This window comes from Streptomyces sp. NPDC007945, assembly GCF_042958885.1.
Classification (GTDB): domain Bacteria; phylum Actinomycetota; class Actinomycetes; order Streptomycetales; family Streptomycetaceae; genus Streptomyces.
Genome location: NZ_JBIBJV010000014.1, coordinates 105,005 through 129,502 on the forward strand (window position 1 = coordinate 105,005; position 24,498 = coordinate 129,502).

The 24,498-nt window shown below is 74.1% G+C and carries 19 protein-coding genes and 1 tRNA gene; 16 read left to right on the plus strand and 4 right to left on the minus strand.

Features of this window, described 5'->3' with window-relative positions:
- Window positions 1–171 precede the first annotated feature (171 nt).
- The 11 genes from ACFZCF_RS30550 (at window position 172) to ACFZCF_RS30600 (ending at window position 14,282) form a co-directional block, all read left to right on the plus strand.
- Window positions 172–1,734 (plus strand): amino acid adenylation domain-containing protein, encoded by a 1,563-nt coding sequence (locus ACFZCF_RS30550; protein WP_391290272.1) that lies wholly within the window; start codon window positions 172–174, stop codon window positions 1,732–1,734.
- Window positions 1,735–1,801: 67 nt separating this feature from the next.
- Window positions 1,802–3,283 (plus strand): citrate/2-methylcitrate synthase, encoded by a 1,482-nt coding sequence (locus ACFZCF_RS30555; RefSeq protein WP_391290274.1) that lies wholly within the window; start codon window positions 1,802–1,804, stop codon window positions 3,281–3,283.
- Window positions 3,280–5,856, plus strand: coding sequence for an aconitate hydratase AcnA (gene acnA / locus ACFZCF_RS30560; protein ID WP_391290276.1), 2,577 nt, complete (start codon window positions 3,280–3,282; stop codon window positions 5,854–5,856). The genes ACFZCF_RS30555 and acnA overlap by 4 nt, the downstream gene beginning before the upstream one ends.
- The gene (locus ACFZCF_RS30565) at window positions 5,853–7,229 is read left to right on the plus strand and encodes a DUF6025 family protein (RefSeq protein WP_388449630.1); all 1,377 of its coding nucleotides are present in this window, start codon (window positions 5,853–5,855) and stop codon (window positions 7,227–7,229) included. The genes acnA and ACFZCF_RS30565 overlap by 4 nt, the downstream gene beginning before the upstream one ends.
- Window positions 7,226–8,233 (plus strand): dipeptide epimerase, encoded by a 1,008-nt coding sequence (locus ACFZCF_RS30570; RefSeq protein ID WP_388449629.1) that lies wholly within the window; start codon window positions 7,226–7,228, stop codon window positions 8,231–8,233. The genes ACFZCF_RS30565 and ACFZCF_RS30570 overlap by 4 nt, the downstream gene beginning before the upstream one ends.
- A 1-nt stretch (window position 8,234) precedes the next feature.
- Window positions 8,235–9,194: a D-2-hydroxyacid dehydrogenase family protein gene (locus ACFZCF_RS30575; RefSeq protein WP_388449628.1), complete on the plus strand. Its 960-nt coding sequence runs from the start codon at window positions 8,235–8,237 to the stop codon at window positions 9,192–9,194.
- A 112-nt stretch (window positions 9,195–9,306) separates the two neighbouring features.
- Window positions 9,307–10,659, plus strand: coding sequence for an LLM class flavin-dependent oxidoreductase (locus ACFZCF_RS30580; protein ID WP_388449627.1), 1,353 nt, complete (start codon window positions 9,307–9,309; stop codon window positions 10,657–10,659).
- A complete protein-coding gene (locus tag ACFZCF_RS30585) occupies window positions 10,656–11,156 on the plus strand; it encodes a flavin reductase family protein (protein WP_388449626.1) in 501 nt (166 codons plus the stop codon). Before ACFZCF_RS30580 ends, ACFZCF_RS30585 begins: the two co-directional genes overlap by 4 nt.
- A 3-nt stretch (window positions 11,157–11,159) precedes the next feature.
- Window positions 11,160–12,389, plus strand: a complete 1,230-nt coding sequence (locus ACFZCF_RS30590; protein WP_391290281.1) for an acetyl-CoA carboxylase biotin carboxylase subunit family protein — start codon at window positions 11,160–11,162, stop codon at window positions 12,387–12,389.
- A gap of 58 nt (window positions 12,390–12,447) precedes the next feature.
- A complete protein-coding gene (locus ACFZCF_RS30595; RefSeq protein ID WP_391290283.1) occupies window positions 12,448–13,704 on the plus strand; it encodes an ATP-grasp domain-containing protein in 1,257 nt (418 codons plus the stop codon).
- Window positions 13,705–13,808: 104 nt separating this feature from the next.
- Entirely contained in the window at window positions 13,809–14,282 is a 474-nt protein-coding gene (locus tag ACFZCF_RS30600; RefSeq protein WP_391290285.1) for a hypothetical protein, read from the plus strand.
- A 47-nt stretch (window positions 14,283–14,329) separates the two neighbouring features.
- Here ACFZCF_RS30600 and ACFZCF_RS30605 read toward each other — a convergent pair whose 3' ends face one another.
- The 3 genes from ACFZCF_RS30605 to ACFZCF_RS30615 form a co-directional block, all read right to left on the minus strand.
- Window positions 14,330–15,022 (minus strand): HAD hydrolase-like protein, encoded by a 693-nt coding sequence (locus tag ACFZCF_RS30605; protein ID WP_391290287.1) that lies wholly within the window; start codon window positions 15,020–15,022, stop codon window positions 14,330–14,332.
- Window positions 15,023–15,234: 212 nt separating this feature from the next.
- A tRNA-Arg gene (locus tag ACFZCF_RS30610) sits at window positions 15,235–15,310 on the minus strand.
- An 80-nt stretch (window positions 15,311–15,390) separates the two neighbouring features.
- Window positions 15,391–16,323, minus strand: coding sequence for a ScbA/BarX family gamma-butyrolactone biosynthesis protein (locus ACFZCF_RS30615; protein ID WP_391290289.1), 933 nt, complete (start codon window positions 16,321–16,323; stop codon window positions 15,391–15,393).
- A 100-nt stretch (window positions 16,324–16,423) separates the two neighbouring features.
- Between ACFZCF_RS30615 and ACFZCF_RS30620 the strand changes: the two genes are divergently transcribed.
- Together ACFZCF_RS30620 and ACFZCF_RS30625 are read left to right on the plus strand one after the other, a co-directional pair.
- Window positions 16,424–17,146, plus strand: a complete 723-nt coding sequence (locus ACFZCF_RS30620) for a ScbR family autoregulator-binding transcription factor (protein WP_391290291.1) — start codon at window positions 16,424–16,426, stop codon at window positions 17,144–17,146.
- Window positions 17,147–17,255: 109 nt separating this feature from the next.
- Window positions 17,256–18,644, plus strand: coding sequence for a phosphomannomutase/phosphoglucomutase (locus ACFZCF_RS30625; RefSeq protein WP_391290293.1), 1,389 nt, complete (start codon window positions 17,256–17,258; stop codon window positions 18,642–18,644).
- A gap of 138 nt (window positions 18,645–18,782) precedes the next feature.
- Here the strand turns inward: ACFZCF_RS30625 and ACFZCF_RS30630 are convergent, their stop codons facing one another.
- Window positions 18,783–20,087, minus strand: coding sequence for a transposase (locus tag ACFZCF_RS30630; protein WP_391290295.1), 1,305 nt, complete (start codon window positions 20,085–20,087; stop codon window positions 18,783–18,785).
- Window positions 20,088–20,707: 620 nt separating this feature from the next.
- Here ACFZCF_RS30630 and ACFZCF_RS30635 point away from each other — a divergent pair.
- The 3 genes from ACFZCF_RS30635 (at window position 20,708) to ACFZCF_RS30645 (ending at window position 24,238) form a co-directional block, all read left to right on the plus strand.
- On the plus strand, window positions 20,708–21,370 hold the full coding sequence (locus ACFZCF_RS30635; protein WP_391290297.1) for a TetR family transcriptional regulator: 663 nt from the start codon (window positions 20,708–20,710) through the stop codon (window positions 21,368–21,370).
- Window positions 21,371–21,611: 241 nt separating this feature from the next.
- Window positions 21,612–22,517, plus strand: a complete 906-nt coding sequence (gene galU, locus ACFZCF_RS30640) for a UTP--glucose-1-phosphate uridylyltransferase GalU (protein WP_388449616.1) — start codon at window positions 21,612–21,614, stop codon at window positions 22,515–22,517.
- 665 nt (window positions 22,518–23,182) lie between these two features.
- Window positions 23,183–24,238: a ParB/RepB/Spo0J family partition protein gene (locus tag ACFZCF_RS30645; protein ID WP_388449615.1), complete on the plus strand. Its 1,056-nt coding sequence runs from the start codon at window positions 23,183–23,185 to the stop codon at window positions 24,236–24,238.
- Window positions 24,239–24,498 lie beyond the last annotated feature (260 nt).

Below are 24,498 nucleotides of genomic sequence, written 5' to 3' on the forward strand. Positions count from 1 at the left end.
TGGTCCGCCGACGCGCCCGGCGCACCCGGCGCACCTGTCTGCGGGGAAAACGAGCAGAACGCGCTTTTCCCCGGTCAAGGGTGTTTAGCGCGCCAGTGCGCACAACCGGGACCGCCCTCCCGGGCCGTCGATAGCTTCGAGCCGATCCGCCGTCGACGAGTTCGGACAGACATGACCACAGCAACGGACGTACGCCTGGGCGCGGGCCTCCTGAAGCACGCGCTCGTCCAGCCGGACCGCACCGCGCTGACCCTGGGGCGCCGGGAGGTGAGCTACGCCGAGGCCGCCGCCACCGCGCGCCGCTGGGCCGGCCCGCTGGTCGAGGCCGCCGGCGGCCGGCCGGCCCGGGTCGGGGTCTTCGCCCACCGCAGCGAGGTCTCCTACCTGGGAGTCGTCGCCGCGCTGTACGCGGGCGCCGCGTTCGTCCCGCTGAACCGCAGGTTCCCCGCCGAGCGGACCCGCTCCATGCTGGAGCGCGCCGACGTCGACGCGCTCGTCGTGGACGCCGCCTCCCTGCCCGGCCTCGCCGGCCTCCTGCGGGGGCTGCCGCGCACGCCGGTCGTGCTGCTCCCCGACACCGAGCGCGCCGAGGCCGGCGACCTCGGCGACGCGCGGGTCCTGGACGCCCGGGACCTGGCGGCCGCGGCGCCGCTGGAGGACCTGCCCCCGGTCGCCCCCGACGACCTCGCGTACCTGCTGTTCACCTCGGGCAGCACCGGCGAGCCCAAGGGCGTGCCCGTCACCCACGGCAACGTCCGCGCGTTCCTCGACGCCAACCAGGAGCGCTACCGGCTCACCCCCGACGACCGGCTGACGCAGACCTTCGACCAGACCTTCGACCTGTCGGTCTTCGACCTCTTCATGGCCTGGGAGAACGGCGCCCGGGTCTGCTCGATGGACCCCATCGAGCTGCTGTCGCCGTTCAGGTACCTGGAGCGCAACGGGATCACCGTCTGGTTCTCCGTGCCGTCCGTCGCCGCCGTGCTGCGGCGGCGCGGGAAGCTCCTGCCCGGGACGATGCCCACCCTGCGCTGGAGCCTGTTCTGCGGCGAGGCGCTGCCCCGCGAGACCGCCGAGGCCTGGCAGGCGGCCGCCCCGCGGTCGGTCGTGGAGAACCTGTACGGGCCCACCGAGCTGACCATCGCCTGCACGGTCCACCGCTGGGACCCGGTGACCGGCCCCGCGTCCTGCGTCCACGGCAACGTGCCGATCGGCCGCCCCTACCCGGGCCTGCACGCGCTGGTCATCGGCGAGGACGGCGCGCCCGTCGCGGACGGCGGGACCGGCGAACTGTGCGTGGCGGGCCCGCAGACCACCCCCGGCTACTGGCGGGCGCCCGACCTCACCGCCGAGCGCTACTTTCCGTACGAGGGACGCACCTACTACCGCACCGGCGACCTGGTGCGCCTGCGGGACGACGCCTACGTCCACCTGGGCCGCAACGACCAGCAGGTCAAGATCGGCGGCTACCGCGTCGAACTCGGCGAGATCGAGGCGGTCCTGCGGCGGGCCGGCGCCGTGGAGGCGGTCGCGCTGCAGTGGCCCGACGACCACACCGTGACCGCCGTCGTCTGCGGCGACGCCGACCCCGCGGAGCTCACCGCCGCCTGCGAGGCCGCGCTGCCGTCCTACATGACGCCCGCCCGGATCCACGTGCTGCCCGAGATGCCCCTCAACGGCAACGGCAAGACCGACCGGGGCGCGCTCCGCGACCTCCTCCGGGCGGGCCTGTGACCCGCACCCCCTCATCCGTGCCCCCGACGACCCCGCCCCGCGATCCGCGACCCGAAGAGAGCCCATCGTGAGCACAGTCGACCAGCTCGTCGCCCGCACCCTGGGCATCCCCGAGGACCGCCTCACCGCGGATCTCGCCTACCAGTCCGTCCGCGAGTGGGACTCGCTGGGCCACGTCGCGCTGATGGTCGCCCTGGAGCAGGAGTACGGCGTCGAGGTCGACGACGACCTCATGCTGGAACTGCGCACGCTCGACGCGGTCCGCGCCTTCGCCGACGGCCTGGCCGGCACCGCCGCCGACGGCTCCGCGACCGGCGCGGAGGGCGCCGGCCGTACCGGCTCCGCGACCGGATCCGACTCCGTGAGCGGTACGGCCCCCGGGGGCGTCGACGGGCCCGCGCCCGCGACCCCGCCCGCCGTCACCGTCCACCGGGGCCTGGAGGGCGTCACCTTCGACCACTCCGCCGTCACCCTCATCGACGGCGCCGAAGGCACCCTGGAGTACCGGGGTTACAGCATCCACGACCTCGCCGAGCACGCCTCCTTCGAGGAGGTCGCCCACCTGCTGGTCCACGGCCACCTCCCCGACCCGGCCGCCCTGGAGGTCTTCACCAAGCAGCTGCGCGCGGCCCGCACACTGCCCGCGCCGGTCCTGGAACTCGCCCGGACCCTCGCGCACGCCCACCCGATGGAGGCGCTGCGCACCTGCGTCTCCGCGCTCGGCGCGTACGGCCCGCACCGGGCGGCGGGCACCGACGAGACCCTCGACGAGGCCCGCGAGGCCGGCATCGAACTCATCGCGCGCATACCGATGATCGTCGCCGCGCACCACGCCTTCCGCAGCGGCCGCGAACCGCGCTGGCCCCGCGAGGACGCCGGCCACGCCGAGGCGTTCCTCACCGTGCTCCTCGGCGAGGAACCCACCCCCACCGCCGTACGCGTCATCGACAAGGGCTTCGTCGTCCACGCCGACCACGGCTCCAACGCCTCCGCGTTCACCGCCCGCGTCGCCATCGGCTGCCGCGCCGACATGACCGCCGCGCTCACCGCCGCCATCGCCGCCTTCTCCGGCTCGGTGCACGGCGGCGCCGCCGAACGCGCCATCAAACTCGTCGACGAGGTCGGCACCCCCGAGAACGCCGAGGCGCACGTCGCCGCCCTGCAGAGCCGCGGCGAACCCGTCATGGGCTTCGGCCACCGCGTCTACCGCACCGAGGACCCGCGCATGCGCCACCTGCGCGCCAGCGTCGTCGAGCTCAGCGAGGAGCGCGGCGACCGCACCGGGCTCGACGTCCTCGACGCGGTCGCCGCCGCGATGCGGCCCCGGCAGCGGCACGGCGTCGCCCCCAACGTCGACCTCTACGCCGGCCTCTCCTACCGCCTCCTCGGCCTCCCGGACGACCTGGCCGTCGCCCTGTTCGTCATCGGCCGGACGCCCGGCTGGGTCGCCCAGGCCCTGGAACAGCACGCCAACAACGTCCTCATCCGCCCGCTGCTCGCCTACGCGGGCCCGCGCGGCCTCACCTACCCCTCGGGAGCCGCGCGATGAGCCCCGCGTCCGCCCCTTCCGGCCTCTCCGCCCCGGCCGCCCCTGCCACGCCGGCCGCCGCGCCCGCGCGGCTGCCGGACTTCGCCGCGGAGCACGGCTTCGACCTCGGAGCCGTCCCCTACACCGGCCGCGTCCTGCTGGAATCGCTGCTGCGGGCCGGGGACCCCGCGCAGGCCGCGGTCCTCGGCAAGCGCCTCGCGCTCGGCGAGGACCCGGCCCTGGAGATGCCGTTCCGCCCCGCCCGCATCCTGGTGCAGGACTACACCGGCATCCCGCTCCTGGTCGACCTGGCCGTGCTCCGCGACCGCGTCGCCGAGCCGGGCCGCGTCAACCCCGCCCTCCCCGTCGACGTGGTCGTCGACCACTCGGTGCAGACCGACTGGGCGGGCCGCCCCGACGCCCTCGGCCTGAACGAGGCCCTGGAGATGGACCGCAACCGCGAGCGGTACGCCTTTCTCAAGTGGGCCGAAGGCGTCTTCGACGGCGTACGCGTGATCCCCCCGGGCCGCGGCATCGTCCACCAGGTCAACCTGGAGCAGCTGGCCACCGTCGTGACCGAGGCCCCCGACGGCTCCCTCGTGCCCGACACCGTCCTCGGCACCGACAGCCACACCACCATGGTCAACGGCCTCGGCGTGCTCGGCTGGGGCGTCGGCGGCCTGGAGGCCGAGGCGCAGATGCTGGGCCTGGCGCAGGCCATCCGCATCCCCGCCATCGTCGGGGTGCGGCTGACCGGCACCATCAGCCCCGGGACCTCGCCCACCGACGTCGTCCTCGCGCTCACCCGCCGCCTGCGCGAGGAGAACGTCCAGGGGCTGATGGTGGAGTTCACCGGCCCCGGCGTCGACGAGCTCTCCGCCCCCGACCGCTGCACCGTCGCCAACATGGCCCCCGAGTACGGCGCCATGTCGGCGTTCTTCCCCGTCGACGAGGAGACCCTCTCCTACCTGCGGCGCACCGGCCGCGACGAGCCGGCGGTGACCCGCGTACGGGAGTACTGCCGGGAGCAGCGCCTGCTCCGGGAGGCCGCCGAGCCCGTCTTCGGGCGGAGCATCGCCTTCGACCTGAGCGAGGTGGGCCCGGGCCTCGCCGGCCCCAGCCGCCCCGACCAGCGCATCTCCCTGGGCGACCTGCCCGGTTCGCTGGCCGCGCTCTGCCCCGAGGGGCCGCGGAGCGAGGGCGGCGTCCGGGACGGCGACCTCGTCATCGCCGCCATCACCTCCTGCACCAGCACCTCCAACCCCAAGGCCATGCTCGCCGCCGGGCTGCTCGCGAAGCGCGCCGTCGAACGCGGCCTGCGGGTCCCCGCCCACGTCAAGACCAGCCTGTCGCCCGGCTCCAGGGCGGTCACCCGCTACCTGGCCGACGCCGGGCTCCTCACCCACCTGGAGACCCTCGGCTTCCACGTCGCCGGCTACGGCTGCATGACCTGCAACGGCGGCAGCGGCCCCCTCAACGAGGGCGTCGGCAAGGCCGTCGACCGCGGCGGCCTCACGGTGGCCGCCGTCCTGAGCGGCAACCGCAACTTCGCCTCCCGGGTCCACGCCCAGGTCCGCGCCGGCTACCTCGCCTCGCCCGCCCTGGTCGTGGCGCTCGCCCTCGTCGGCGACGTCCGCACCGACCTGGAGAGCAAGCCGCTCGGCGTCGACCGCGACGGCGTCCCCGTCCACCTGCGCGACCTGTGGCCGCACGCCGCCGAACTGCGCGAACTGGAGGAGCGGTACGTCACCCCCGAGGTGTTCGCCCCCGACGCCGCGCCGCAGCCCGCGTGGGAGGCGATCACCGCCCCCGACAGCGAGGTGTACGCGTGGGACGACACCTCCACCTACATCCGGCCGCCCGCGTACGTGGACTCCGAGGGCGGGCTGCCCGTCCTGACCGGTGCCCGCGCCCTGGTGGCCCTCGGCGACCACGTCAGCACCGACCACATCTCCCCCGTCGGCGCCGTCCCGGCGGACTCCCCGGCCGGGGAGTACCTGCGGGCCAGGGGCGTACGGGACTTCAACTCCTACGGCTCCCGGCGCGGCAACCACGAGGTGATGGCCCGCGGCACCTTCAGCAACCCGCGCCTGCGCAACCTGCTCGTCGGCGACGGCGACAGCGGCGGCACCACCCTCCACCTGCCCGGCGGCGAACGGCTGCCCGTCTACGACGCCGCCCGCCGCTACGCCGAGAGCGGCACCCCCCTGATCGTCCTGGCGGGGCGCGGCTACGGCATGGGCTCGTCCCGCGACTGGGCCGCCAAGGGCCCCTGGCTGCTCGGCGTCCGCGCGGTCCTCGCCGAGGACTTCGAGCGCATCCACCGGGCCAACCTGTGCGCCATGGGCATCCTGCCGCTGCTCCTGCCCGCCGGGCGGAGCTGGCGCGACCTCGGCCTCACCGGCCGCGAGGAGTTCTCCGTCGACCTGTCGCGGGTCCGCGAGACCGGGGAGGCCCACGTCACCGCCGACGGCACCGCCTTCGCCGTACGCGCCGACGTGCGGTCCGCCGGCGAATGGGACGTCCTGCTCGCCGGCGGCACCCTGCCCTACCTGCTGCGGACCATGGGCGCCCGACCGGAGGACCCGGCATGACGCACATCCTGGACACCCTGGGCCTGCGCGCCGCGGTCGAGGCCGACGCCCTCGCCGCGGGCGCCAAGACCTTCGTCCCCGTCCACACCGGCACCCACGACCTGCCCGTCGGCCTGCTCCTGGACGCCCTCGCCGACGACCCGTCGCTGCTGCCGCCGCGCACCGGCCACCTCGGCAACTGGGAGGACATCGCGGCCGGCCGCGCCGGGCCGATGGACTTCAACACCGCCATCTGCGGCGGCGGCCACGGCTACCCGCTGATCTACGGCTTCACCCGCACCGAGGCCGACACCGAGGGCGGCGACGAGGCCTACCAGCCCGGCTCCCTCATCGACCAGGGCAAGCGGCACGTCCTGCCGCTGCACACCTGGGACGGCTCCCGCTTCGTGCGCCGCGACCGCTCCGCACCACTCTTCTGCCCCCTGGTGCAGGCCGAGGTCGACGGGGAGCTCGTCCCCCTCGTCGACCTCCACCGGCAGCGGATGGAGGCCCTGCCCGGCTACCGCTTCCGCCACTGGGCCACCGCCCTGACCGACCGCGCCGAGCTCGTCACCGACATGCTCACCCTGCTCCTGGAGCAGGCCGGCGCCCAGGGCCGCAACCAGGCCTTCGCCGAACTCATCAGCCAGGCCGTGCGCTCCGACGGCGAGGTGGCCCGCTGCCGGGTGCGCCCGGAAGGCTCCGGCTACCTCCTGGAGGACCAGTACCACCCCTCGGCGCGCTCGCTCGCCGAGGCGGTCATGGTGACCGTCCACGCGCTCGTCGACCCGGCCGCGTTCTTCGCCCGGCTGCCCGAACTGCCGCCGCTGCTGCCGGTGATGTCGCTCCAGCTCACCAACGTCCTCTTCGCGCTCCTCGACATGCACCACCCCGACGCGCCGCCCGGCCCCCCGGAGCAGCCGTTCATCACCCACCTGCACTGGGGAGCCCGCGCCATGGCCGGCTGCCCGCCCCGCCGCCACGGCTACCTGACGAGGCGCTCCACCGTGCGGTCCCTGCGGGCCATCACCGACCCGCTGGTCGCGCACTTCGAGGCCGCCCGCCCGGTGGCGTTCGTCCTGCTGCCCGCCCAGACCTTCATGCTCTGCCCGCCCAGCACCTCGCCCCGCGACGTCGACCTGATGGCCGGCCTGTTCGCCCGGCTCGCCGCCGCCGACCCGGCCGCCGCTCACGACACCACGCTCCGCTGGCTCGACGGCCACGCCGAGCGGCTCTCGCCGTACCTGCGCGGCCGGTTCGCCGGCGGCAGCGGCGTACCCGCCGACGGCACCGTCCGGGAGCCCGCCGTCCCCGTCGAACCCGACGGCTTCCGGACGCTGACCTTCCGGCAGGCGTGCGGCGCGGTCGCCGCGTTCGAGGAGGTCCTCGGATGAGGCTCGCCCACCACGAGATCGTCATCGCCCTGCGCGAGCCCTTCGTCAGCAACACCGGCGTCACCACCGAAGTGCGCCAGCGCGTCGTCGAGCTCACCTGGGGCGGGCTGCGCGGCCTCGGCACCGCCCGCGACGCCGACCCCGGCGACCTCGACGCCTGCGCGCCCGCCCTCGCCGGAGCCACCCCGTACGGGCTGCGCGCCGCCCTCGACGCGCTGCCCGACATCGGCCCGGCGGCCCGCTCGGCCGTCGACATGGCCCTGCACGACCTGCTCGGCAAGGCCACCGGCCGCCCCCTGCGCCACCTCCTCGGCCTCGACGGCCTGCCCGTACCGCCCACCGCCCTGTCCATCGGCGCCTGCCCCGACGACGAACTGGTCCGCCGCGGGCGCGCGCTCGCCCACTGGCCGGTCCTCAAGCTCAAGCTCACCCCCGGCGACGACGGCAGCCGCGCCGGTGTCCTCCGCTCCGTCTACCCCGGCCGCATCCGCGTCGACGGCAACGGCTCGTGGGACCGCGACCAGGCCCTCCGGGTCGCCGAGGAACTCCACCGCCACGACGTCGAACTCCTGGAGCAGCCCGTCGCCCCCGGCCGCCTCGACGACCTGCGCCACGTCCACGAACACTCGCCCGTGCCCGTCTTCGCCGACGAGGACTGCGCCACCGCCGACGACGTCCTGCGCCTGCGCGGACACGTCGACGGCGTCAACATCAAACTCGTCACCTGCGGCGGCCTCGCCGAGGCCCACCGCATGATCCTGCTGGCCCGGGCCTGCGGCCTGCGGACCATGCTCGGCTGCAAGGTGGAGAGCGCCCTCGGCGTCTCCGCCATGGCCCAGCTCGCCCCCCTCGCGGACCACCTCGACCTGGACGGCCCCGTCGGCCTGCGCGACGACCCCTTCACCGGGGTACGCGTCGACGCCGGCGTCCTCGCCCTCCCCACCGGCCCGGGCATCGGCGCCGCTACCCTCCATCCGACCCCGATCACCTGGGACAAGGACTGACATGAGCCTTCGCTGCGCCGTACTCGACGACTTCCAGCAGGTGGCCACCACCGCCGCCGACTGGAGCCCCCTCAAGGACCGGGTGGAGGTCGTCAGCTTCCCCGAACACTTCGCCACCGAGGACGAACTCGCCGCCGCCCTGGCCGACTTCGACATCGTCGTGACCCTGCGCGAACGCGTCCCCTTCCCCGCCTCCCTCCTCGACCGGCTGCCCCGCCTGCGCCTCCTCATCGCCTCCGGCATGCGCAACAGCGTCATCGACCACGCCGCGGCCGAGCGCAACGGCGTCACCGTCTGCGGCACCGCCAGCACCTCCACCCCGCCCGTCGAACTGACCTGGGCCCTCCTCCTCGGCCTGGCCCGGGGCATCGTCACCGAGAACACGGCGCTGCGCACCGGCGGTCCCTGGCAGTCCACCGTCGGCGCCGACCTCCACGGCCGCACCCTCGGCCTCCTCGGCCTCGGCAAGATCGGCAGCCGGGTCGCCCAGGTCGCCCTCGCCTTCGGCATGGACGTCCAGGCGTGGAGCCAGAACCTCACCGACGAGCGCGCCGCCGAGGTCGGCGTCCGGCGGGCCGCCTCCAAGGAGGAGCTCCTCGCCACCAGCGACTTCGTCTCCCTGCACCTCGTCCTCGGCGACCGCACCCGCGGCCTGATCGGCCCCGCCGAACTGGCGCTCCTGAAGCCGACCGCGTACCTCGTCAACACCTCCCGCGCCGGCCTGGTCGACCAGGACGCCCTCCTGGAGGCCCTGCGGGAGGGCCGCATCGCCGGCGCCGGCCTGGACGTGTACGACGTCGAGCCGCTGCCCGCCGACCACCCGGTCCGCACCACGCCCCGCCTCCTGGCCACCCCCCACCTGGGCTACGTCTCCCAGAACAACTACCGCACCTACTACACGCACGCCGTCGAGGACATCGAGGCGTACCTGGCCGGCGCACCGGTCCGGCTCCTCGGCTGAGACCGCTGCCGCTGCCGCCGCCGAGGGGGGCGGCTTCCGCCTCCTCGGCGGCGGCTCCCTTCCGTCCCCTCCGTCCCACCCGCCCCTGCTTTGCCGACCGTGGAGAACCCTGGTGAGTCCGCACCGCCGCATGATGAAGCTCGGCGCCTTCCTCCCCGCGCCCGGGCACCACATAGCCGCCTGGCGGCACCCCGAGGCCCGCCCCGACGGCGGCCTGGACTTCGACTACTACCGCTCGCTGGTGCAGACCGCCGAGCGCGGCATGTTCGACATGGTCTTCCTGTCCGACGGGGCGGGGGTGCGGACCAGGTACAAGGACGCCGACGAGCTGAGCCGCCAGGGCCGCATGGTCCACTTCGAGCCGCTGACCCTGCTCTCCGCGCTCGCCGTGCACACCCGGCACATCGGCCTCACCGCGACCGCCTCCACCACCTACAACGAACCCTTCACCCTGGCCCGCCAGTTCGCCTCCCTCGACCACCTCAGCGCCGGCCGCTCCGGCTGGAACGTCGTCACCTCCGCGACGGACGCCGAGGCGCGCAACTACCACCTGGACCAGCAGCCCGAGCACGCCGCCCGCTACCACCGCGCCCGGGAGTTCATGGAGGTCGTCACCGGCCTGTGGGACAGCTGGGAGGACGACGCCTTCCTCTACGACAAGGAGTCGGGCCGCTTCTTCGACCCGGAGAAGCTGCACATCCTCGGCCACAAGGGCGAGCACTTCTCCGTGCGGGGCCCCCTGAACGTCGCCCGCCCGCCGCAGGGCCACCCCGTCATCGTCCAGGCCGGCTCCTCCCCGGACGGGCAGGACTTCGCCGCCCGGTGGGCGGAGGTCGTCTTCACCGTCCAGCAGACCCTGGACCAGGCGCAGGTCTACTACCGCGGTCTGAAGAAGCAGGTGGCCGACCACGGCCGCGACCCCGACCACGTCAAGATCCTGCCGGGCGCCTTCATCGTGGTGGGCCGCACCCTGGCGGAGGCCGAGGACAAGTACGCGACCCTCCAGTCCCTCGTCGACCCGGTGGTCGGCCTCGGGATGCTCTCGTACCAGCTCGGCAACGTCGACCTCACCGGACACCCGCTGGACGGCCCCCTGCCGGAACTGCCCGCCATCGAGGGCAGCACCAGCAAGCAGCAGGTCATCTACGAGCAGGCCCGCAGGCAGGGCCTGACCATCCGCGAGCTCTACCTGGCCGTCGCCGCCGGACGCGGCCACCGCTTCCTCCTCGGCACCCCGGAGACCATCGCGGACGAGCTGGAGGACTGGTTCGTCAACGAGGCCGCCGACGGCTTCAACATCATGCCGGACTACCACCCGGGCGGCCTGGACGCCATCGTCGAGCTCCTCGTCCCCGAACTGCAGCGCCGTGGCCTGGTGCGCACCCGCTACGAGGGCACCACCCTGCGGGACAACCTCGGGCTGCCCCGGCCCGCGTTCCCGCCGGTCCCGGCGAGCGCCGTATGACCGTCGACGGGACGGTCCTGCGCTCCGTCCTGCGCGCCCACCCCTCGGGGGTCACGGTCCTGACCGCCACCGGGCCGGACGGCGCCCCGGTCGGGGTGACCGTCACCTCGTTCACCTCCCTGAGCGCCGACCCGGCCCTCGTGGCCGTCGCCCTCGCCGACACCTCCTCCACCTGGCGGAGGATGGCGGACAGCGAGCACTTCGCGATCCACCTGCTCGGCGCCGACCAGGCGGACACGGCCGTCCGCTTCGCCACCCCGGGCGCCGACCGCTTCGCCCCGCCGACCGCCTGGCACCCCGGCCCGTACGGCGTCCCCCACCTGGCGGGCTGCCTGGGCCGGCTGCTGTGCTCGCGCCACAGCACCGTGCGCCTGGGCGACCACCACCTGCTGGTGGGCGCCGTCGAGCAGGCCGAGCACGGCGAGCCGGGCGACGGCCTCGTCCACCGCCACGGCGACCTGCAGCCGGTCACGACCCCTCTCCCAGCAAGGACCTGACACATGCCCACCGTTCTGCTGTTCTCGCGGCAGCCGCTCACCGGCCGCCCGCTCCAGGAGTGGCTCGACCGCCCCGAGGACGCCGTCCTGATCACCACCCCCAAGGCGGTCGCCGGCGCCGAGGACGTCCTCGCCACCTCCTTCCCCCGCCACCGGCTGGTCGACGACTACCACGGCTGGACCACCGAGGAGACCGCGGAGCGGGCGGCCCGCGCGTACGGGGCGGACCTGGTGGCCAGCACCAGCGAGAGCGACGTCCTGCGGGCCGCCAGGCTCCGGGCCCGCCTCGGCCTGCCCGGACAGGACGTCGCCTCGGCCACCGCCTACCGCGACAAGGTCGTCATGAAGGAGGCCGCACGGGCCGCGGGCGTACGGGTCCCGGACTTCGCCGCCGTCGACAGCCCGCGGGACCTCCTCGACTTCGTCGACGCCCACGGCCTGCCCGTCGTCGTCAAGCCGCGCTTCGGCGCCGGCGCCGAAGGGGTGGCGTTCCTGCGCGAACCCGCGGACGTCACGGCCTTCTTCGCCCGCGAACGCGGCTCCGACGTGCCGTACCTGCCCGGCCAGTGGATGGTGGAGAGCCTCGCCCACGGCGACTTCCACCACGTCGACGGCATCATGCGGGACGGCCGGGTCGTCCACTCCTGGCCCTCCCGGTACGCCGGCGGTCTCGCCGAACGCATCCGACAGGACCTCCACCTCGGCAGCGTCCTGCTCGCCCCGGACGCCCCCGCCACCCGCGCCCTCCAGCGCCTGGCCGCCGACGTCGTCGCCGCCCTGCCCCCGGCGCCGCACCCCCTCGCCTTCCACCTGGAGGCCTGGGTCGGCCCCGACGGCGTCCCCGTCCTCTGCGAGATCGCCAGCCGGGCCGGCGGCGCCCTCATCGCCGAGCAGTACGGCAGGGCCTTCGGCGTCCACCTGGCGCGCGAAGGGCTCCGGGCGCAGTGCGGCCTCCCCCTCACCCTCACCGCCCAGCCGGCCGTTCCGGCCCGGGCCACCGGCCACGTCCTGCTGCCGCCCGGCCACGGCGTCTTCGTCCCACCGGCCGAGCCGTGCCCGGTCTCCGGCGTGGAGCTGAAGCTGCTGCGCGAGGCCGGGACGGTGGGCCGCGGCGTCGAGTCCGTCACCGACGCGGTGGCCAGCGTCTTCGCCGAGGCCGACACCATGGAGGAGGTGGAGTCCCGCCTGGCCGAAGCGAGGGAGTGGTGGCACCACCACACCCGCTGGGAGTGACCCGCTCCCCCTCGCTCCCCTCTCACTCCCACCTCCCCTCCGGAAGGGACAAGCCGCCTTGTCCGAGCACGTCCTGATCGTCGGCACCGGCCGCGACTTCCCCGCCCGCATCCGCGCCGCGCACCCGGGTGCCCGCACCACGGTGTTCTGCCGCCTCGACTCCGTCGGCCGGGTCCGCGCCCCCGGCGACAACGCCCGCGTCCTCGGACTCCGGGACGACGCCCCCGAGCAGGAGTGGGTCGACCTGGCGGCGGCCGTCCACGCCCGCGACCCGTTCACCCGGATCGGCACCTTCGGCGAGCGCAACCAGAACCACTACGCCCTCATCGCCGAGGCGCTGGGACTCGCCGCGCACCGCCCGGACACCGTCCACCTGGTGCACGACAAGCACGCCATGCGGGCCCGGCTGGGCGAGGCGGGCGTGGACTCCACGGCGGGCGCCCGCGTCGCCGACGTCGACGAACTGCGCGCCTTCGTCCGCCGCCACGGCCTGCCCTGCGTGGTGAAGCCGGTCGCGAACTCCGGCAGCGCCGGCATCACCAAGGTGACCGACGAGAGGGAGCTGGCGGAGGCCTTCGCCCGCGCCGACGGCAGCTACGGGGACCTGCCGCACGCGGGCGTCCTCGTCGAGGAGTTCCTCGACGGGCCGCAGTTCAGCGTCGAGGCCGTCTCGGAGGCGGGCGAGCACCAGGTCGTCGCGATCACCGCGAAGTTCTCGGACCCGGCCACCTTCGTCGAGCTCGGCCACGTCACCCCGGCACCGCTCACCGACGAGGACCGCGACCGGATCCACGCCTACGTCGCCGCCGTACTGGACGCGCTCGGCGTGGAGTTCGGCCCGACCCACTCGGAGATCTGCCTCACGGAGAAGGGCCCGCGCCTGATCGAGACGCACGTCCGCATGGGCGGCGACGAGATCCCGGCCCTCGTCCTGGACGCCACGGGCGTCGACATCGATGACTGCGCGGCCCGCCAGACCCTGGGCCGGAGCGTCCTCCCGGCCGTCCGCGCCACCCTGGCCGAGCCCCGCCCGCCCCGTTCCTCGGCCGTCTGGTTCGTCGCCCTGGAGGCCACCGGCGTCCTCGACCACGTCACCGGCCTCGAAGAGGCCCGCTCCCTCCCCGGCGTCACCGAGGTCACCCTCCTCGCCAAGCCCGGCACCGAGGTGGGCGGCCTGACCTCCTCCGCCTCCCGCGTGGCCTTCGCCCGGGCGACCGCGGCCACCCCCGAGGAAGCCACCCGCGCGGCCAAGGCAGCCGCCGAACGACTCGCGTTCACCCTCAAGATCACCCCCCACCGAACCGAGACGATCTGACCCCTCTCGCCCCCCGGGAAGACGACGAGGCCCCTGCCGCCCCCGGCAGGGGCCCTCCCGCCGCGAGCCTCGGCAGGACTCGAACCTGGCGGAGGATGGTGCTCATGTGCGCTCTTTTCGACCCTCCCGTGCCTCGCCGCGTCTCGTCGGGCGAGTACCCCATGTGGGACCAGGCCCTCGCCCTCGTGAACCGGGACCTGGCGGTGACGCTTCCCCAGCTGGAACCCCTGCGGCTGCTGGCCCTTCCGTCCTGGGACTCGGAGGAACCGGAGTACGTCTACGTCGCCATGGCCAACGGTGAGTGGCACGGCAACCACCTGGACCCGGACTCACGGGACGGTCTCGCCTCTGCGCTGGCGAGCGTCGCCGATGCCGCGCAGGAGACCGTCATGGAGCTCCTCTGGCAGGTGTGGCCCCTGTGCCCCGAGCATGGCCTGGGCATGCACCTGACGGAGGACGCACAGGAGCGACTGTCCTGGCAGTGCGCGGGAGAACGATCGCGCCGCGGCCCGGCCCACATCCACGCGGCCGTGGGCGCACTCGATGCCTCGGGAGCATCGCCCCGTACACGGTCCTGAAGACCGTAGGTAGAGAGACCCACGACAGGTCCTTCGCCGCTCCTCGGCTATGTCGTGGTGAGTGCGTCGGCGATGGCGTGCATGTCGTCGGTGATGGTGTCGGCCTGGGCTTCGGCGAAGAGGTCGGCCTTGTGGGGCTTGTTGGCGTAGGCGATCGCCGTGGCCCCGGCTGCGTGGGCCGCTTGGATGTCCGTGAGCGAGTCGCCGATCAGGGTGCAGTTCGTGACGTCGATGTGCATCCGCTCGGCCGCGGTGATGAGCGGGAACGGGTTCGGTTTCATCAGGTGGGGCTGTCCCGTCGGTCGGCCGACCACCTTGGCGACGTACCCCTCCAGCCCGTGCGCCTCGAGGAAGCTCTCGACGCACGCGGCCGAGTTGTTGCTCACCACCGCGACCGCCCTCCCCGAAGCGTTCACGGCGTGGAGGGCCTCCACCGCCCCCGGCGTCGGTGGGCCCGCCACCGCGACGGCTTCGATCTCCGCTTCCGTCAGTCGCTGCTCGATCTCCCCGCCCACCTCGGCGTCCGCCTCGTGCGCGATGCGCAGGACCTCGATGGGGTCATCGGTCTCGGCCGCCTTCGCGCCCGCGGCCACGTCCTTCGCCGTGAGGATCGCGGTGAGCTGTTCGGCGACTCGGGAGGCCGGGAGGCCGGCGAACACATCGCACACGGGGCCGTCGAAGTCGAAGAAGACCACCCGGGCGTTGCCCAGGACCTCGGAGAGTCGGTCGTCGTGCGTCATGGTCGAAGTCCCTTCCGAAGGTCTTCCGGACGCTCTCTCACCACATCCGGGCTTGCTGGACCTGCTGCGCTCCGCCGCACGCGAGGCGATCAGTCATATGGACCGGCTGCTCAAGAGGCGGCCCGGCCAATCCTGATCCCGGCGGTCAATGTCAGATGTGGACGTCAAAGGCCCCTCACCTGCGGATATCCGCAGGTGAGGGGCCTTTGAACTGGTGCCCCCGGCAGGATTCGAACCTGCGACACCCGCTTTAGGAGAGCGGTGCTCTATCCCCTGAGCTACGGAGGCGGGGATGGCCGGTCACAGCCTAGCGGATGGGGGGTGGTGGGGGCGCCTCGGTTTGTGGGGGGTGGGGGGAGGCGGGGTGGTCAGGTGGTGCGGGGGGTGAGGGTGGCGGCGGCGGTGAAGGAGAGCTGGTCGTTCTGGGTGGCCTGGACCTCGACCGTGTGGGCGGGGGTCGGGCGGGTGGTGATGTAGCAGGGGGCGTCCAGTTCGATGTAGCGGTGGAACGTGGTGTGGAGGCCGGTGAGGACGGCGGTGGGGTGGCCGTCGGGGGTGGTGTGGTGGGCGGCCTGGCGGGCGGCTTCGATGAGGAGCATGCCGGGTGCGTGGTCGACGGGGTGGTCGAAGAGCACCGGGTGGGTCGGGTCGATGCGCAGCTGGGTCCGGTGGGGGGCCGGGGTGGGGGCCAGGACGACGTCGGTGCGGCGGTCGCGGTCGACGTGGTGGGGAGGCAGCGGGGACGGCGCGGGGAGGGCCGTGGAGAGGGCGCGGGCCGTGTCGGCGTACGGACCGCGCAGCCGCTGGTAGAGGTGGGGCGGCTGGTTGGTGAAGGCGGCCTCGGCGGTGCCGAGGGGGGCGCCGTCGCGGGTGAGCTCGACGTGCATCGTGAGGCCGTGCAGGCGGCCGGCGCGGCGGATCACGTCGGTGCACCGGACGTGCATGTCGATGTCGGCCGGGGTGGCGCCGACGGCGAGGGCGTCGGGGTCGAGCGTGAAGGAGAAGGTGTTCCAGATCTGGCGGTGGCCGAAGGGCACGTCGTAGGCGACGTGGCTCAGCAGCGGGACGGCTTGGCGGACGGTCTCCGCGAGGAGCAGCGGGTCGTGGCGGCCGGCGCTGGGCGCGTAGAACGCGTGGGTGCGGGGCCACTGGGCGGTGACGGTGAAGGTGTCGGGGCCTTCCGTCTTCCAGCCGGTGAGGAGGACTTCGGAGTGCGCGCTCTTGTGCACGTACTCCCTCGGTAACGCGCTGCTCAGGCCCGCGTGGTTCGTGAAGGCGGTGTGATCGACGTATGGAGTCATCGGATTCCCCCAGGTGTCGTGCGCTGTGTGATGGCCCTGGCCGGGCACACGCCCTAAAATAGAGGATGTTCGTTTTTTTTGTCGAGAGGGGAGCGGGACGGTGGCAGAGCGGAACCGGCAGAGGACGCCGCAACCGAGGGCGGTGCAGACCCGGGCGGTGATCCTGCGCGCCGCGGCCGAGGTCTTCGACGAGTTCGGGTTCAGTGGGGCCAGCATCAGCAAGATCATGAAGCGGGCCGGGGTCACCCAGGGAGGCATGTACTTCCACTTCGGCTCCAAGGAGGAGCTCGCCTACTCCGTGATGGTCAGCCAGGGCGAGGGGCTCGACTTCCCCAAGGGGGAGGACGGCCTCCAGCGGCTCATCGACATCACCCTGTACCTGGCCGTCGAGCTGCGCCGGAATCCGCTGCTGCGGGCCGGCGTCCGACTCGCCGTCGAGCAGGGGGAGTTCGGGCTGCGCGACGATGTGGCCTATCAGGCCTGGGTGTTGGAGTTCCGGCAGCAACTGCGGTTCGCCCGCGCCCGGGGCGAGCTCCTGCCCGGCCTCGACGACGAGGACTTCGCCTGGGTGCTCGTGAGCTCCTTCACCGGTGCGCAGCTGTTCTCCCAGGTGTCGTCCGAGCGGCGCGACCTGCCCCAACGGGTCGTCTCCCTCTGGCGCTACCTGCTGCCCGCGGTGGCCGTGCCCGAGATCAGGGACTCGCTGCGGTTCGACCTTCCGGAGTGGGGGGCCGGGCCGGAGGGCGAGGTCGAGGGCGAGGACGAATCGGGGGCCGGGTCGGCGTCTGCGTCGGTGGCGGAGGAGGTCCGTGTCGGGGAGTGAGCGGCGAGGTGCCATAGCCGTCGCGTGAATCGGCGGTGTGCGGGCGGGTGGGATGGAAGCGCGGGTAGCGTCCGGCGGCGTCCCTCCCCTCCGCCTGAAGGAGCTCGACGTGTCGAAGGTGTTGTCGTCCCCCGTTGCCTCGCTGGCCGCGATCGTGAAGGCGTACGACGTCCGCGGGGTCGTTCCGGACCAGTGGGACGAGGAGGTCGCCGAACTCTTCGGTGCCGCCTTCGTCCGTGTCACCGAGGCCGATGCCATTGTCGTCGGCCACGACATGCGGCCCTCCTCGCCGGGTCTCTCCGACGCCTTCGCCCGCGGTGCCGCCCGCCTCGGCGCCGATGTCACCCTCATCGGGCTGTGCTCGACGGACCAGTTGTACTTCGCTTCGGGGAGCCTGGGTCTGCCGGGTGCGATGTTCACCGCTTCGCACAATCCGGCCCGGTACAACGGGATCAAGATGTGCCGGGCGGGTGCGGCGCCGGTCGGGCAGGACACCGGGCTGTCCGAGATCCGGGCGCTTGCCGAGCGCTGGCTCGTCGAAGGCGCCCCCGCCGCCGCTCCGGAGGCCGGGACGATCACCGAGCGGGACACGCTGGCCGATTACGCGGCCCATCTGAAGGGGTTGGTGGATCTCATCGGGATCCGGCCGTTGAAGGTGGTCGTGGATGCCGGTAACGGCATGGGTGGGCACACCGTGCCGACGGTTTTCGACGGGCTGCCGCTGGACCTCGTGCCGATGTATTTCGAGCTCGACGGTACTTTCCCGAATCATGAGGCGAATCCGCTGGATCCGGCGAACATCGTGGATCTGCAGGCGCGGGTGCGGGCGGAGGGTGCGGATCTGGGTCTGGCTTTCGACGGGGACGCGGACCGGTGTTTCGTGGTCGACGAGCGGGGTGAGCCGGTCTCGCCGTCCGCGATCACGGCGCTGGTCGCCGCCCGTGAGCTCGCGAAGCATCCCGGCGGGACGGTCATCCACAATCTGATCACGTCCTGGTCGGTGCCGGAGGTCGTGCGTGAGCAGGGCGGTGTTCCGGTGCGGACCCGGGTGGGTCACTCCTTCATCAAGGAGGAGATGGCGAGGACCGGTGCGGTCTTCGGTGGTGAGCACTCGGCGCACTACTACTTCAAGGACTTCTGGAACGCCGATACGGGCATGCTCGCCGCCCTGCACGTCCTCGCCGCCCTCGGCGGACAGGAAGGGCCGCTGTCGTCGTTGGTCGCCTCGTACGACCGGTACACCGGCTCCGGCGAGATCAACTCCACCGTTGCCGACCAGGGCGCGCGTACCGCTGCCGTCCGGGCCGCGTACGAGCGCGAGGACGGCGTCGTCCTCGATGAGCTCGACGGCCTCACCGTGACCTCCGCCGACTGGTGGTTCAACCTCCGCGCCTCCAACACCGAACCCCTCCTCCGCCTCAACGTCGAGGCCCGCGACGCGGCCACCATGGCCAAGGTCCGCGACGAGGTCCTCGCCCTGCTCCGAGCCGAGGGGTGACTCCCCCCGGCCCTCAGGGTCGCGACGGCCACGGCCCCGTGAACGGATGAGGGCCCAGGGTCCAGAGCCCAGAGCCCCTGGACCCTCATCCCGAGGGGGCCGTGGCAGCCGCGCCGCACGCCTCCCCGCCGGCGGCGGTCACGCCGCGCCGGGGAGGCGGTGGCGGTGCGGGGCGGCCGGGGCGGCGTCGTAGGCGTACGCCGCCGAGACCAGCGTCATGTGGTGGTGCCAGCCGGGGTACGAGCGGCCCTCGAAGTCGAGGAGGCCGTACGCGTCGGCCAGGCGGCGGGTCGTCGCGGCGGGCGCGCCCTGGAGGAGGGTCAGGTGGAGCAGGTCGTCCATCCGGTGGCGGGTGAGGGTCGTCAGCCAGAAGGGGCCGTTGCGGCGCTGGGTGAACAGGCGGCAGGGCTGCGGGAGATCGGGCAGGCGCACGAGGGTCGAGTGGACCCGCATGGCCTGGGGGTGCCGTAGCCGGCCGAGGGCGGCGACGCCGGCGGCCGTGAGCTCCGTGCCGGTGGGAAGGCCCGCGGGCGTGAGCGTGAGGGTCGGCGGGACGGCGACGAGCAGGTCCCAGCCGCGTGCCGCGAGCGCGGCGACCAGCTCGCCCGCCCGCGCGGTCCGGCTCAGGTCCGCGACCAGGGGTGCGCGGGGCGCGTCCCGGACGGAGTCCGCGAGGTCCAGGATCAGCGAGGCGGGGGAGCGGTAGGAGGTGTCGGGGTCTATCCGGGCCCGGCGGCGCCGGTCGGCGTCCGCGAGCCAGGGCTCCGGAAGGAGCAGCCGCCAGTCGACCGGGATGCCGGTGCTCTCGTCGAGGCCGGCGAAGATCCCGATGCCGAGCTGGCAGTTGAGGGTCCGTCCGGCGGCCGGGTCGAACCGGCGGTGCACGCCGACGGAGTGCGAGCCGCGCTTCGGCAGGACCGCCTGCCCCACCGTCCAGGCGGCGGGGGCGTGGCGTTCGCCGACCCAGCGCAGGAGCTCGCGGCGGGCGGGCTCCCACTCCCAGGGGCTCGCGTTGATGAACTGCTGGAGCGACTGGTACGCGGTGGGGGAGTCCGTGACCGAGGCGGCGAGCTCCCGTACGGACTTCTTGCCCGGCGCGGTCAGCAGCCCCTGGAGGTAGACGTGCGCCCAGCGCCGCTGGTCGGCGCGGGACAGGTGGCCGAAGAGCCGCTCGGTGTAGCCGGTCAGGGCCGGGTCGGCGGCGGCCGACGGGGCAGGGCCGGGGGCGGCCGTCGGAGTCGGCCCGGCGCCGGACCGCGGGGCGCCCAGCGGCGTGGGCCCAGGCCCCGACCGAGGCGCGGATCCGGGGCCCGGCTGAGACGTGGGCCCGGGTGCGGACCGAGGCGTGGGCCCATGCCCCGGCCGAGGCGTGGACTCGGGGCCTGACTGAGGCGTGGGCCCGGACCCCGACCGAGGCGCGGGTCCAGGACCCGGCCGAGACATGGGCCCGGGAGCGGACCGAGGCGTGGCCTCCGGTCCCGGCCGAGGCGTGAGGCCGGGTTCGGACCGCGGTGTGGGGTGGGTTCCGGACCGCGGTGTGGGCTGGGGTAACCGCTCGCGCGGCGTCTCCGTGGCTCTGGGAGCCAGGGGGAGGGTCAGTGCCGTCATCTCTCCGCCTCCTCGGCAACGGCCGGTGGGGTGCCGGCCGGGCTGTCCGTCGGCCGGTGGGTGCCGGCCGGGCGATCCCGACGGTCGATCCAGCGAGCGACCGTCACCAGCAGAATACAGAACGATCGTTTTTTTTCGAGTGTTCCTCTGGCCTTCGAGGGACGACTTCGGCAGGTTGGGGGAGGGCACCCCGCGGAGCACCCGGGGCGGGTGACGTCTTCGCCAAGTAGCCCTCGCGTCGGGGAGTGCGGGCGGGCAGGCTGCGGTGCCGCTGACCCCTCGGGGACGGCGCGCGACGGCGCGCGCCGACGCGATCGGCGCGCTCGGCGCGTGCGGGGCACCACGGAGCGACGCGTGCCCCGGCGCGAGTGTCGACGCGTGCGTGTCGACGCGTATCGGCGGGGCAGTGACGATCGAATGGCAGTGATGAACACGTGGTGAAACAAACGCGCGCCGTGCGCACCCGTCAGCAGCTTCTCTCCGCGGCCGCGGTCGAATTCGACCTGCACGGTTACGAGGGAACCTCGTTCTCCCGGTTGAGCCGGCGCGCGGGCATTTCCGTGGGCGCGGTGACCTTCCATTTCGAGGCGAAGGCCGATCTCGCCGCCGCCGTGGTCCAGCGCGGAACGGCCATGGCCCGGGGCGTCGTCGGCGAAGCCGAGCGGCGCGGCGGCCGGGCCGTCGACACCGCCTCCGTCCTGCTGCTCGCCCTCGGCGCGCTCGTCGAGCGCGAGCCGGCCGTCCGGGCCGCGATCCGGCTCTCCCAGGAGGGCGGGCGGCCCGGGCAGTCCTGGTGCGGGGCCTGGCTGCCCTCCTTCCAGGAGCTGCTCGAACAGGCCGCCGCGAAGGGGGAGCTGGTGCCGGGCGTCGAGCCCCGCCCGGTCGCCGGGCTCGCCTGCCACCTGCTGTCCGGCACCGCCTGGCGCGTCCGGCGGCGGCCCACCGCCCTGCCCGGCCGCGCCCTGGAGGAGTTACGCGAGCTGTGGCGGCTCGTCTGCCGGGGGGTGGTCGCGGAGCCGTACGCGGAACCTTCCGCCGCCGGTCCGTACGGTGAGCTCCGCACCACGCTCCCGTACGGCGGCCGCTCGCCGTCCGTCCCGCCGCAGGGCGGCCCCTGACGCCCCCGCTCCGGACCCGGGTCCGCCTCCGACCCGTGCCCCTGCTCCCCCTCGCCCCGGCCGCGCTCATTCGCGACCGGGGCTTTTCTCGTGAGCGGGGAAACGTTTACGGAATCCCTCGTACCGCATTTTCCGTATTCGGATCGGGGTGGCCCGGACGACTTTGCCGAAATGCCGAAGTGGGACCCGGGAGGGCGGCGGACAGTGCTTTTGCGGGGCCGGATTACCTAGCCTCACCACCATGTCGAAAACACCTTCCCCCATCACCAAGGCGGTCATTCCCGCGGCCGGCCTCGGCACCCGGTTCCTGCCGGTCACCAAGGCCACGCCCAAGGAGATGCTGCCGGTCGTCGACAAGCCCGCCATCCAGTACGTCGTCGAGGAGGCCGTCGCCGCCGGCATGGCGGACATCCTCATGGTCACCGGTCGCAACAAGCGCGCCCTGGAGGACCACTTCGACCGCAACCACGAGCTGGAGGAGGCCCTGGCCCGCCGGGGCGACCAGGACAAGCTCGACAGCGTCTGCGCCTCCACCGAGCTGGCCGACATCCACTACGTGCGCCAGCGCGACCCGCTCGGCCTCGGCCACGCCGTCCTCTGCGCCGCCCCGCACGTCGGCGACGAGGCCTTCGCCGTGCTCCTGGCCGACGACCTCATCGACCCCCGCGACCCCCTCCTCGCCCGGATGACCGAGGTCCGCGAGCGCCACGGCGGCAGCGTCGTGGCGCTCATGGAGGTCGGGCCCGACCGCATCCACCAGTACGGATGCGCCGCCGTACAGCGCCTGGCCGGCAGTGACGGCGTCCGTATCACCGACCTGGTGGAGAAGCCCGCCCCCGGCACCGCGCCCAGCAACCTGGCCGTGATCGGGCGCTACCTCCTCGACCCGGAGATCTTCGAGGAGCTGCGCCGCACCCGTCCGGGCCGGGGCGGCGAGATCCAGCTGACCGACGCGCTCCGCGGGCTCGTCGAGCGGGGCCGGCCCGTGCACGGCGTCGTCTTCGGCGGCCGCCGTTACGACACCGGCGACCGCGCCGAGTACCTCCAGGCCACCGTCCGCCTCGCCTGCGAACGCGAGGACCTCGGGCCCGGATTCCGCTCCTGGCTCCGGGACTTCGTCGGCGCCCAGGAGCTCGTGGGTGTCTGACCGGCCGCTCCACCCGGCGGCGGGCGAGACGCTTCCCGCGGGCCCCACCGGGGCACGGCACCAGACCCCGGTGGGGGCGTGGCACCCGGCTCCGGCGGGGGCGTGGCACCTGGCTCCCGCCGGGGCGCGGCGTCCGGCCCCCGTCGGCGCCTGGCGCGTCGCCCCCGTCGGGCCGGCGGACGCGTCTCCCGCTGGGGGGTTGCGCCTCGCCTTCGTCGGCCCGGAGGGCACAGCCCTCACCGGTCCGGAGGACGCTCCCCCCGCCGCCCTGGCGGACGCGTCTCCCGCTGGTCCGGCGGGCGCGTCTCCCGCTGGGGCATGGCGCCTCGCCCCCGCGGACCCGGCGGACGCACCCCCCGCCGGTCCCGCGCACGCGTCTCCCGCCAAGACGTGGCGCCCCGCCCCCGCCGCCCCGGCGGACGCACCCCCCGCCGCCCCGGCGGACGTGTCCCTCACCGCCCCGGTATCCGCACCCCTCGCCCAGGTGGTGGGCGACTGCGCAAGACCCGCAGTCGCCCACCATCGCCCGCCCCGGGGCGGGGAGTTGCCAGAGTCGCTTCGGGAGCTCGCGCCCGATGCTAGTTACCGAACGGTAGTTACTTACTGTCCTTCTGGGCCGCCGAACGAACCCGGCGCCCGGGCCACTCCCGGAAGGAGGTGAACCCATGAACCTGAACCTCAGAAAACTCCCCACACCCCTCGCGCACACCACCCCGCTCGCCGACGCCGCCGGCGCCGTGGTCAGGGTGCCGACCGCGACCCTGCGGACCGCCGACTCGCCGCGGACCGTCGGACTCGACGAGGAGTACGCCCGCACCCTGGCCACCGCCGAGGGTCCCTACCGGCCGCTCCTCGTCCACCGCGCCACCATGCGGGTCATCGACGGAACCCACCGGCTGCGCGCCGCACGGCTGCGCGGTCAGAACACCGTGGACGTCGTGTTCTTCGACGGCAGCGCCGAGGACGCCTTCGTCCTCTCCGTGGAGGCCAACATCCGCCACGGACGCCCCCTCACCCGCAGGGAGCGCACCACCGCCGCCCTGCGGATCCTCCGGACCCACCCGGACTGGTCCGACCGCTTCCTGGCCGACCGCACCGGGCTGTCCGCCCGGACCGTCGCCGCACTGCGCGCCCGGGCGACCGGGCCGACGGCGGTGGACGGCAGGATCGGCCGCGACGGCCGCATCCGGCCCCTGGACCCGGTAAGAGGCCGGGAGGCCGCGGCCCGGCTGCTCGCCGACCACCCCCAGGCCTCGCTCCGGGAGATCGCCCGGGCGGCCGGCATCGCCCCGTCGACCGTACGGGACGTCCGGCGCAGGATCGGCGAGGGCGCCGACCCGGTGCCCGCCGGCCAGCGGCGCGCCCGCCCCCCGCTCCACGAGAGCGGCGGCCTGACCGCCGTACCCGGTGGATCGGGGCAGGGCGCCCCCACCGGCCCGAACGGCCCGAACGGCCCGCCCGGCGCGGCCGGTCAGCGGCTCGCCGCCCTGGTGCCCGCGCTCTGCAAGGACCCGCTGCTCCGCCTCAGCGAGGCGGGCCGGCTCCTGCTGCGGATGCTGGACCTCCAGGTCAGCGCCCTGCGCCAGCGGGAGCGCATCGTCGCCGCGGTCCCCCCGTACCGCGCCGAGACGGCGGCCGCCGCGGCCGCCCAGTGCGCGCAGGTCTGGCAGGAACTGTCGGACGAGCTGCGCCGCCGGGGCTCCACGGAGTCCTCCGCCTGAACGCGCCGCGCACGCCCCCGGGTTCCCGCCGGCCCCGCCCTGCCTGACCCCCACCCCCACCCCCCATCTCACCCCCCACATCCCCACATCCCCCCGCTTCGTCGTGTTCGAAGGGCCGTCCTCCCCGCTCGGAGGGCCGTCCCCCCTGTGTGAAAGGACTGGTTGGTCATGTCGGTTGTCGAGAGTGCGCGTCCGGGTCCGGACGCGAGCGTGTCGGCGAGTGGTGGTGAGCCGGCGCCCGAGAGGCTGGACGGCCGGCT

Excerpts from the sequence above, each read along its gene's own strand:
- ACFZCF_RS30585 (WP_388449626.1), top strand. The coding sequence starts at position 10,656 with ATGACCGTCGACGGGACGGTCCTGCGCTCCGTCCTGCGCGCCCACCCC.
- acnA (WP_391290276.1), top strand. The coding sequence starts at position 3,280 with ATGAGCCCCGCGTCCGCCCCTTCCGGCCTCTCCGCCCCGGCCGCCCCT.
- ACFZCF_RS30605 (WP_391290287.1), bottom strand. The coding sequence starts at position 15,022 with ATGACGCACGACGACCGACTCTCCGAGGTCCTGGGCAACGCCCGGGTG.
- ACFZCF_RS30565 (WP_388449630.1), top strand. The coding sequence starts at position 5,853 with ATGACGCACATCCTGGACACCCTGGGCCTGCGCGCCGCGGTCGAGGCC.
- ACFZCF_RS30600 (WP_391290285.1), top strand. The coding sequence starts at position 13,809 with ATGTGCGCTCTTTTCGACCCTCCCGTGCCTCGCCGCGTCTCGTCGGGC.
- ACFZCF_RS30615 (WP_391290289.1), bottom strand. The coding sequence starts at position 16,323 with ATGACTCCATACGTCGATCACACCGCCTTCACGAACCACGCGGGCCTG.
- ACFZCF_RS30630 (WP_391290295.1), bottom strand. The coding sequence starts at position 20,087 with ATGTCTCGGCCGGGTCCTGGACCCGCGCCTCGGTCGGGGTCCGGGCCC.
- ACFZCF_RS30575 (WP_388449628.1), top strand. The coding sequence starts at position 8,235 with ATGAGCCTTCGCTGCGCCGTACTCGACGACTTCCAGCAGGTGGCCACC.
- ACFZCF_RS30550 (WP_391290272.1), top strand. The coding sequence starts at position 172 with ATGACCACAGCAACGGACGTACGCCTGGGCGCGGGCCTCCTGAAGCAC.
- galU (WP_388449616.1), top strand. The coding sequence starts at position 21,612 with ATGTCGAAAACACCTTCCCCCATCACCAAGGCGGTCATTCCCGCGGCC.
- ACFZCF_RS30570 (WP_388449629.1), top strand. The coding sequence starts at position 7,226 with ATGAGGCTCGCCCACCACGAGATCGTCATCGCCCTGCGCGAGCCCTTC.
- ACFZCF_RS30645 (WP_388449615.1), top strand. The coding sequence starts at position 23,183 with ATGAACCTGAACCTCAGAAAACTCCCCACACCCCTCGCGCACACCACC.
- ACFZCF_RS30590 (WP_391290281.1), top strand. The coding sequence starts at position 11,160 with ATGCCCACCGTTCTGCTGTTCTCGCGGCAGCCGCTCACCGGCCGCCCG.